We start from the raw sequence: 9,344 nt of genomic DNA, 5'->3' as shown, positions 1-9,344 counted from the left end.
CATCTTGAAATGTTGCCTTATTACCATTCATTATTTTTTTGTTCTGTAATTCCCCCATCGCGAGAATATTACGATTATCACCATCGCCCGTTTCATTGTAGGTCAAGTCAAAGGTATCACCGCTTGCAGGCTGCCCCCTTTCCAATTCAACTTCAATACCAGCAAAATTAAATATCGCCTTTCCTGTGAGTAAGTCTGGCGTCACCGTCAATCCAGTCAGTACGTCGCCAGGAACTTTAGGGGGCACAAAATTGCCAGTAGAGCCTGTAGGCAAAGTAACGGGAGTGCCATTTTTATCGACAATTTCATAGGTTATCACCCCCGCAATATTACTGGTAATACTAATCTGTAATGGGTTATCGGCATCCATATAAAGCGGATCTGCGCTGTTATTCAATGCAGAAACACGCATTGTGGCATCTCCGCACTGTTCGGTCTCACCCGCATTGGCTTTTATCTGTGCATCGGCAGCTGCAACTTTAGCAGGGTTCGTTTCGACTAAACTCGCCTCCATTGCTGCTAAACGGGTTGGTCTAAGGGTAAATGTTTTGCCTGGTTGGGGATCAGTGGCAATAATAGCATCAATCCCTAAGCTTAAGCCGCTATTGGGAATATCAATACGCTCTGTCGAACTTAGGTCAACGGTTAATATTTGTGACTCGCCCGTTGATGCATTGGTGACTGTAAATTCAATCGTACCAGGAGGCGTTGTCGTATCATAGCTATTGACCACTAACCCATATTCATCGGCACTCAATTGGCTAAGATCATCAACACGTAAACTTAATTGCGCACTGCCCAACCCATCATTATGGGATAAGACACGTTTTTGCATCGTTTCGATGGAATTAATATCATTAAACAGATTATCACCAATCGCACCGTCGAGAGTCTGCCCTTGCTTTTGCTGCTCATTAATTGAGTGGGTTAAACCAATAATATTTTGTCCTAACTGATTAAAAGCACGTTCAACCACATCGCGACGCGTGGTAAACATTGCCGCTACCTTGCCGCCTAACCTTTCGCCATCCATTCTCACAAGGCTACCATTGATATTAATAGCAAGCTCTTTACAGAGGGATCTGGATTACCATTGATAGAAACGATATTAAGTGACTCAGCCCCCATCACCAATCCCTGCCCGCTGCCCATGTACACATTAATCATACCGTTATCAGCAGGCACCACTGAAACATTTACGTATTCACTTAATGCGGTAATGGCTTGATCGCGTTGATCCATTAAGTCATTAGCATTATTACTGCCGCCACTCCCTAAGACAGCTGAGATTTGTTTATTAATATTCGCCAAATTATCCGCAATGGTGGTAATTGCTTTAGCTGTATTACTAATATCAGTATTAATACTATTATATTGGATATCAATATTTTCATAGAGACGGTTATATTGGTTTATCATATTAGTCGCTGATTCAAGAAATACTTGTCGAGACTCAAGCATGTTAGGGTGATCAGCAACATTATTAATCGACTCAAATGTCGCTAATACCGGTTTTGTAACCGATGTGCCTTCAGTGGAAAGTAACATATCCATCTGACTTGACTGGGCATAAACCTCTTTCGCATAGCCAAATTGTGATGTATTGATAACATTTTCGTTAAAGGCAAATTTATCATAGGCACGTTCAATACCGTTAACAATCGAACCGCGACCAAGGAAATACTCCCCATAACGATCCGCACCAGCCGTCGCGACTTCCACTGATTGCCGAGAATATCCAGGCGTGTTCACATTAGCAATATTATGACCAGTCGTCGCAAGACTCGCTTGTGATGAATAGATGCCCGATAAACCAATTTGAAATAAATCAGCCATTAAAATCGTCTCCTGCAATAATCTGTTGGAACTCTTCATTGCGCATGATTTGTTTTATTTTTTCAGCATATTGAGGATCAGTTGCGTACCCTGCTTGCTGCAACGATTCAATATAATGTTCACTATTAGCGCCTTCTTTTAGCGCCCCTTTATAACGTTTATTGTTGACGATAAAATCTTGGTAATCAGCAAAGCTAGCGGCAATATTTTCGTAGGCACGAAAGTCCGAACGACGCTTAATACCAATACCATCTTCAACTTCTAAGCTATCTTTACTGACTTTATCGCCCTGCCAGCTTTTATTTGCTTTAATATTAAAAAGGTTAAAACTACTTTGATTGGCATCTTTATTAATTATTTTTTTCCCCCAGCCCGTTTCCAATGCAGATTGTGCAATTAAAACAGCAGGAGAAACACCTAATGCCTGTGCCACTTTTTTGGCGTATGGCATTAGGGTATTAATAAAGGATGTTTTGCCGCTAAACTCAGGAGCGTTATTAGCCGAATCTGTTGAAATATTAGCTGATGTCGCTGGCGACTTAACAAATTGCGTAGCAAAACGAGATTGATCTGGTTTATTAAATTCCTTAATCAACGCCTCTTTTTCTAATGAATGCATTTTATCAAGTTGACTATTAGGCATGTTTAACTGCTCTATTGGCAGTGATTTTGGCGTAACAATGGAATTCGGATCAAGCTGTCTCACCAAGGCATCTGCAAGGCCGAGTGAACCGTGACGACTGATATCAAGGGCGAGTTGTTTATCTTGCATGTCTGTATAGAATTTAGTTTGTTTATTATTAAAAGGACTATCTGTTTCAAAGGCTTCATTAGCTTCACGCATTGATTTTATAAGCATAGTGGCAAACATCGATTCAAATTGATTAGCAACTTCACGAATCGACTCTTTACTATTACCTTGTGCTTTTTGACGCAACTGATCTAACCCTTGTAAATCAAAGTAATTACTCGCTTGCGTCACTGCTTGATTAGCCATTGTCAGCCCCGTTAATTTTCATTTAACTAAACAAAGCAAAAAAAGTGCCAAAAATACAAACCTGTCGTTATTAAAATATCTCTGTTTATTCACTTTTAGCACATGTAATAGTCGCGTAAACTTCACTTTTTTAAAATAACCTTGGACTCACTATGATTAACCCTGTTTTATTGTCTGTCTCAGTCATGCTTGCCCTCTCTTTAATGAGGGTAAATGTGGTCATCGCCCTCTCATTAAGTGCCATGATAGGGGGGTTAAGTGCGGGTATGTCATTGACAGACACCGTTGCTGTTTTTGAAGGTGGACTTGGCAGTGGCGCAACCATTGCCCTCAGCTATGCCATGCTCGGTGCATTTGCCGTGGCAATATCGAAATCAGGCATCACTGATTTACTTTCGCAAACGATTATTAAGCGTATTCACGGCAGCACCCTGATCATCTAACCTATGTCATTAAGTACATACTACTCAGTGTCATTTTATTGATCTCTATCTCTTCGCAAAATATCATTCCTGTACATATTGCCTTTATCCCAATTTTGATTCCGCCACTACTAGAAGTGTTTAATAAATTGCGTTTAGATCGTCGCTTAATTGCCTGTATACTGACTTTTGGGTTAGTGACTCCCTATATGGTTCTACCAGTCGGTTTTGGTGGCATTTTTTTGCATAATATTCTATTAAAAAACTTATATGATAATGGTCTACAGGTAACCGCAGACCAAGTTCCCCTATGCGATGATACTTCCCGCATTAGGCATGCTGACTGGATTATTGATTGCGGTATTTTTCAGTTACCGTAAACCTCGTGACTACACGCCAACGAATACCCCCATAAAAGCGGAAAAAAAACAGTTACAAAAAAGTCATCTGATCGTTGCCGCTGTCGCTATTATCACAACATTAGCGATTCAATTAATGTCTGGCTCAATGATCATCGGCTCTTTAGCTGGCTTTATGGTGTTTACCTTAGGTGGCGTTATTGCGTGGAAAGAGACGCAAGATGTATTTACTAAAGGAGTTCATATGATGGCAATGATAGGCTTTATTATGATCACTGCAGCAGGTTTTGCAGCGGTGATGAAAGCCTCTGGAGGAGTCGAAACATTAGTGCAAATGCTATCAACAAGCATCGGCGACAACAAACCATTAGCCGCGTTACTAATGCTTATTATTGGCTTATTAGTCACCATGGGAATTGGCTCGTCTTTTTCCACGATTCCAATTATTGCAACTATTTATGTTCCCTTAGCCATCGCCTTTGGTTTTTCGCCAATGGCCATTATTGCCCTTGTCGGCACAGCAGCTGCACTCGGAGATGCCCGTTCACCCGCCTCTGACTCAACGCTTGGGCCAACTTCAGGGTTAAATGCTGATAATAATCACGACCATATATGGGACAGTGTTGTACCAACTTTTATTCACTATAATTTACCACTCATTATATTTGGTTGGATTGCGGCAATGAGCTTATAAAAAGCAAAAAGGGAAAGCGACTAACTGCTTCCCCTTTTTAGCAAGTTAACAATGGTTCTTGCTAACTGATTAAATAATAATTAACTCGCCCTGTAATGCACCAGCTTGTTTTAATGCCTCTAAAATCGCCATTAAATCACCCGGTGCTAAACCAACTTCATTTACAGCTCGCACTAAATCATTAAGACTGACGCCTGAATCAAATTTAAACATACGGCTGTTTTCTTGCGTGATATTAATTGTACTATTATCTGTCGTTTCCGTTCTCCCTCCCGCAAAGGGATTTGGCTGCGACACCTCTTTATTTTCACTCACGGTAACACTCACTCCACCGTGCGTGATAGCCGCAGGTAATAATTTAACATCTTGGCCAATAACAATGGTGCCAGTCCGTGAATTAACAATGATCTTTGCCTTAGCACGAGCAGGCTCAACTTCTAAATTTTCTAATGTAGAAAGATAAGAAACTCGCTGAGATTGATCTCTCGGTGCAAGTACTCTAACTGAAGTCGCATCCAATAAGGTTGCCGTGTTCTGACCAACCAGATTATTAATAACATCGGCCATTCGTTTTGCCGTGGTAAAATCCGATTGATGTAAATTTAAGGTAATACTATCACCCTGTGAAAAAGAGGATTTTATCTCACGTTCAACAATAGCCCCATTAGAGATCCGCCCTACTGTTGGCGTGTTAATCACCACTTTTGAACCATCGGCACCTTCAGCACCAAGACCACCAACCACAAGACTCCCCTGGGCAAGCGCATACACATTACCATCAACCCCTTTTAAAAAGGTTTGTAACAATTCCCCACCACGTAAACTTTTTGCTTCCCCAATCGCTGAGACAGTAACGTCAATTTTCTGACCCGCTTTAGTAAAAGGCTTTAATTCCGCCGTGATTGCCACTGGGGCAACATTTTTGATTTTTAAGCTTTCACCCTCAGGAATATTAATACCAAAATTACGCAGCATTGTCGCAAAGGATTGCTCAGTAAATTTACTGCTTTTTTCACCAGTCCCCGGTAAACCAACCACTAAACCATAACCAACCAACTGATTACTACGAACGCCTTGCACACTGGTTAAATCTTTAATACGCGCTGCATAACTATTGCCGACTGATGCAATCAACAGGCTAGTAAATAATAATTTTGTTAATAGTTTCATATCTTACCCTTACTTGCTAAGTACATTAAATTGGCCAGTATGGGCCATTGAAAAATGCAGTTAACCAGCCCTGTTGTTGAGTATTAGCAAAATCGCCCGTACCACCATACTGAATACGTGCATTAGCAACTCGCATCGATGACACTGAATTATCTGAACGAACATCCTCAGAGCGAATAACCCCTTTGATACGAACAAACTCTTCTCCATTATTGAGCATCAACCATTTTTCGCCGCGGATCTCAAGGTTACCATTACTCAAAACTCGCGTCACATTGACGGTAATACTCCCCTTTAAGCTATTGCTTTGGTCGGCATCTGCATCACCTTCGAATTTACTTTTTCCTGAGAGACCAATACTTGCTCCAGAAACTTTTCCAAAATGAGGCAGGTCAGATTCTGCGACCGTTAAATCATACCCATTTTTCTTCTCTAGGCTGCTCCCTGCTTTTTTCTTTGCCGTGGTTGCCTCTTCTAAATAGACGGTGATAATGTCACCTATTCGATGTGCTTTAATATCTGAATAGAGATTATTAGCATAGCTATCTTGAAACAGAGATCCCGTTGCAGCGACGTTATAATCAGCTTCAATCGGCTCAACAGGAACAAACTCAGGATCATCTTTCGAGGCTTGATTCGGTAACGAAGTACAGCCAGCCAGTACCATTAAGTTTAAACATATTATCAATTTACGCATCATATCCTCCATTATAGCTGTTGACTGACGTAGGATAGCATTTCATCAACTGCTGAAATTACCTTAGAATTCATCTCATAAACACGTTGACTCTCAATCAAATTAACTAACTCTTCGGTCACATTAACATTAGAGGTTTCTAACATCCCTTGACGTAAAAAACCCATACCATCATTACCGGGCACTCCTTGAAGTGGCGCGCCACTGGCTCCGGTTTCCGTATATAAATTTTCACCAATCGGCTCAAGGCCAGAAGGGTTAATAAAATCATTAACATTCAACTGCCCCACCACTTGATTCTCTGCTTGCCCAGGAATACGTACCGAGACCTCACCCTGAGCACCAACACTAATAGAGAGTGCATTAGCCGGAATTTGTACCTGAGGTAAAAGTGGGTAGCCCGCACCAGGGGTAACAATAATGCCATCTTCGTTAAGCTGAAATTGACCATTACGTGTATAACTAGAGCTACCATCTGGCATCTCTATTTCGAAAAAACCGCTACCGTCTATCATAATGTCTAAAGAGTTATTGGTTGTGAGCACATTACCCTGTGAAAAATTCTTTTGTACTGCAACGACTTTAGAACCCGCCCCAATCATTAATCCAGAAGGTAGCTTACTGTTCTCAGAAGCGCTGGCGCCTGGCTGATTAATATTTTGATAGAGTAAGTCTTCAAATATGGCGCGACTCTTTTTAAAACCGACAGTGCTGGCATTCGCCAAATTATTAGAAATAGTAGCCACATTCGTCTGTTGGGAATCTAATCCAGTTTTACTTATCCATAAAGCGGGATGCATAATTTTTCTCCTTAAATACTTTAATAGTGATTGTTTACACTGCGCCGTAGGCTAAGTTAAACAACACGTAGTAGAGATTCAGACGCTTTGTCCATCTCTTCCGCTTTTTTCATCATTTTAATTTGCATCTCAAACTGCCGTTGCAAGTTAATTAAACTGGTTAATTCACTCGCGAGATTCACATTAGATGCTTCAAGTGAACCACTTATCAGCTGCACTTGATTACTTTCAATTGGTTCAGCACCGTCTATCCGTCTAAATAGACCATCTTTGCCACGTACAATATCTGCATTATTTGGATTCGCTAATTTAATCTGCGCGATTTCTTCCATCGCTTCAGCGGGTGCGCCAGATGGAAGAATTTCAACCATACCATCACTGCGGATACTAAATTTTTCTACAGGGAGCGGAATGAAAATGGGTCCGCCCTGTATATCAACAACTTGATTACCCTTAGAATCAATTAAATAACCCGTTGGATCAAGATTTAGACCTCCATCACGCGTCATCGCTTGCCCACCTTGCTGCGATTCAACCACAAGCCAGCCATCCCCTTGAATGGCAACATCAAGCTCACGTCCGGTCATTTGCAACGTCCCCTTGTCAAAATTTTGCCCTGGCTCTTCGGTAATTGAAAACACCCGCGTAGGCAAGCCTTGACCATAAGCTTGCATACTGCGAGCCTGTTCAAAACTCGCTTTAAAAGCGGTTTTATTGGCATTTGCTAAATTATTACCATGGATTGCCAAAGCATTCATACTCTCTTTGGCACCTGACATTGAGATATAAAGAAAGTTATCCATTTTAATTCCTTAAACAAGCACGGGCAGTGCGATTTTTTAATAGAGATTTACAACTAATTAAAGCAACATATATGCCAATATATAAGAAGCAGGTAAGCAAACAAAAAAAACGCACCTAAAAAGGTGCGCTTCTGGGGGTAAGTTGCAGTAAATAAATTATCTGATCTGCAGGATTGTCTGTTGTAAGGTATTATTTATTTCTAATGCACGCGAATTGGCTTGGAAATTACGCTGTGCAGTGATCAAATCAACCAGCTCTGTCGTTAAATTGACGTTTGATTGCTCTAAAGCTGCCGAATTAATCGCACCAAAGGAGCCAGAAGCGGCCTCTCCAGCAATTGGATCACCTGAATTTTGTGAAGCGATCCAATTCGATCCCGTTTGTGTCAAACCTTGTTCATTACGAAAACGGACAATAGCGACACGTGAGAGAGGTTGAGAAGTACCGTTACTGTAGGTCGCTTTTACTAAACCATCACTACCGATTTCAACACCCGTTAAACGTCCCACGGTTAAACCATCCTGCTCTAACGCCGTTACCTCAAATGACGACGCAAACTGTGTTGGTTCTCTAAAATTTAAATTAAGCGCTTGACTACCATCGGCACCAGGAGGCAATACCCCAGCTCCATTCACGCCAAGTGGCTCAAAATCTAAATCTGCAGGATCTGATCCGCTATAGGCACCAGTGTCATCAAAGGTCAATACAATACCAGTATGGGTAACCCCTGCCGCATCGGTATAAGTAGCCGTTTGCGGCGTACCATCAGGCAAGCCATCACCATCGGCATCGATATCATAGACGCCTGATGTTTCAGCAGGAGGAACTGCGGATTTATCCCAGGCATCGACCGGAATACCATCAACAGTCATAAAAGTAATCCACTGATTCGTTCCAGTATAGGAAGCATTTTCAGGTTTAATATAATAGGTACTGGCAATATGTGATTGCCCTAATGAATCATAAATGGTTATCGAAGTGGCATTATTATAAGTAGCAGGATCTTGTGGATCAAAATTAGCAGGATCAAGAGTCGGATCGCCAGCAGGTAAATTTAAGGTAATACCAAGCTGACTTGTTGATACTGGTGTTCCTGCTGTTTCAGGAATTTGAATAGGCTCAGTTGTACTTAAACTTACCGATGAAGAACTACCATCCGAGTTAACAGGAAATGCCTGTAGATAGTTACCACTATTATCGACAATGAAATTCTCACTATTAAGTTTGAAAGTACCTGCTCGCGTATAACTTAAATCTCTATCTCCTATGTTTCCTGAGGTAGCAAAAAAACCACTACCAGTAATCGCTAAATCCAATGGATTCTGTGTGAATTTCAAGCTTCCTTGATGAAACTGTTGTGCAACGGCTGCAATAGAAGCACCATCACCTGTTTTAGTTTTGCTATTAGAAAATAGTGAATTTGCATAAACACTGTCAAATTCTGCACGAGATTCTTTAAAACCAACGGTACCGACATTGGCAATATTATTTGCCGTTGTATCGAGATCCGTTTGAGCCGCAGCAATACCACTTAATGCAACATTAAAAGACATAATTATTCCCTC

8 protein-coding genes and 1 pseudogene are annotated in these 9,344 nt (G+C 41.2%); 1 reads left to right on the top strand and 8 read right to left on the bottom strand.

Translation table 11 applies throughout. The features are described from left to right. From AB1A03_RS06915 to flgJ, 3 genes are all read right to left on the bottom strand, one after another. On the bottom strand, window positions 1-1,033 hold a 1,033-nt coding region (locus tag AB1A03_RS06915; RefSeq protein WP_502945929.1), incomplete at its 3' end, for a FlgK family flagellar hook-associated protein. 2 nt (window positions 1,034-1,035) lie between these two features. Beyond that, window positions 1,036-1,836, bottom strand: a complete 801-nt coding sequence (gene flgK, locus AB1A03_RS06910) for a flagellar hook-associated protein FlgK (protein ID WP_354623923.1) — start codon at window positions 1,834-1,836, stop codon at window positions 1,036-1,038. Next, complete coding sequence (flgJ, locus tag AB1A03_RS06905; protein WP_354623922.1) at window positions 1,829-2,833, bottom strand: flagellar assembly peptidoglycan hydrolase FlgJ; 1,005 nt, start codon at window positions 2,831-2,833, stop codon at window positions 1,829-1,831. The genes flgK and flgJ overlap by 8 nt, the downstream gene beginning before the upstream one ends. Before the next feature lie 155 nt (window positions 2,834-2,988). Here flgJ and AB1A03_RS06900 point away from each other — a divergent pair. Further along, window positions 2,989-4,308, top strand: a pseudogene (locus tag AB1A03_RS06900) (Na+/H+ antiporter family protein). Between the two features lie 69 nt (window positions 4,309-4,377). Here the strand turns inward: AB1A03_RS06900 and AB1A03_RS06895 are convergent. The 5 genes from AB1A03_RS06895 to flgE all read right to left on the bottom strand — a co-directional run bounded on the left by AB1A03_RS06895 (window position 4,378) and on the right by flgE (window position 9,332). After that, window positions 4,378-5,478, bottom strand: a complete 1,101-nt coding sequence (locus tag AB1A03_RS06895; RefSeq protein WP_354623921.1) for a flagellar basal body P-ring protein FlgI — start codon at window positions 5,476-5,478, stop codon at window positions 4,378-4,380. A 25-nt stretch (window positions 5,479-5,503) separates the two neighbouring features. Continuing rightward, the gene (gene flgH, locus AB1A03_RS06890; RefSeq protein WP_354623920.1) at window positions 5,504-6,175 is read right to left on the bottom strand and encodes a flagellar basal body L-ring protein FlgH; all 672 of its coding nucleotides are present in this window, start codon (window positions 6,173-6,175) and stop codon (window positions 5,504-5,506) included. A gap of 11 nt (window positions 6,176-6,186) precedes the next feature. Beyond that, a complete protein-coding gene (gene flgG, locus AB1A03_RS06885; RefSeq protein WP_354623919.1) occupies window positions 6,187-6,975 on the bottom strand; it encodes a flagellar basal-body rod protein FlgG in 789 nt (262 codons plus the stop codon). Between the two features lie 56 nt (window positions 6,976-7,031). Next, entirely contained in the window at window positions 7,032-7,778 is a 747-nt protein-coding gene (locus tag AB1A03_RS06880) for a flagellar basal body rod protein FlgF (protein WP_354623917.1), read from the bottom strand. 156 nt (window positions 7,779-7,934) lie between these two features. Then, complete coding sequence (gene flgE / locus AB1A03_RS06875) at window positions 7,935-9,332, bottom strand: flagellar hook protein FlgE (RefSeq protein WP_354623915.1); 1,398 nt, start codon at window positions 9,330-9,332, stop codon at window positions 7,935-7,937. Window positions 9,333-9,344: the final 12 nt, after the last annotated feature.

This window comes from Psychromonas sp. MME2 (assembly GCF_040566515.1).
Classification (GTDB): domain Bacteria; phylum Pseudomonadota; class Gammaproteobacteria; order Enterobacterales; family Psychromonadaceae; genus Psychromonas.
Note: the sequence above shows the minus strand (reverse complement) of the source record. Positions and strands in the feature narration are given on the sequence as shown.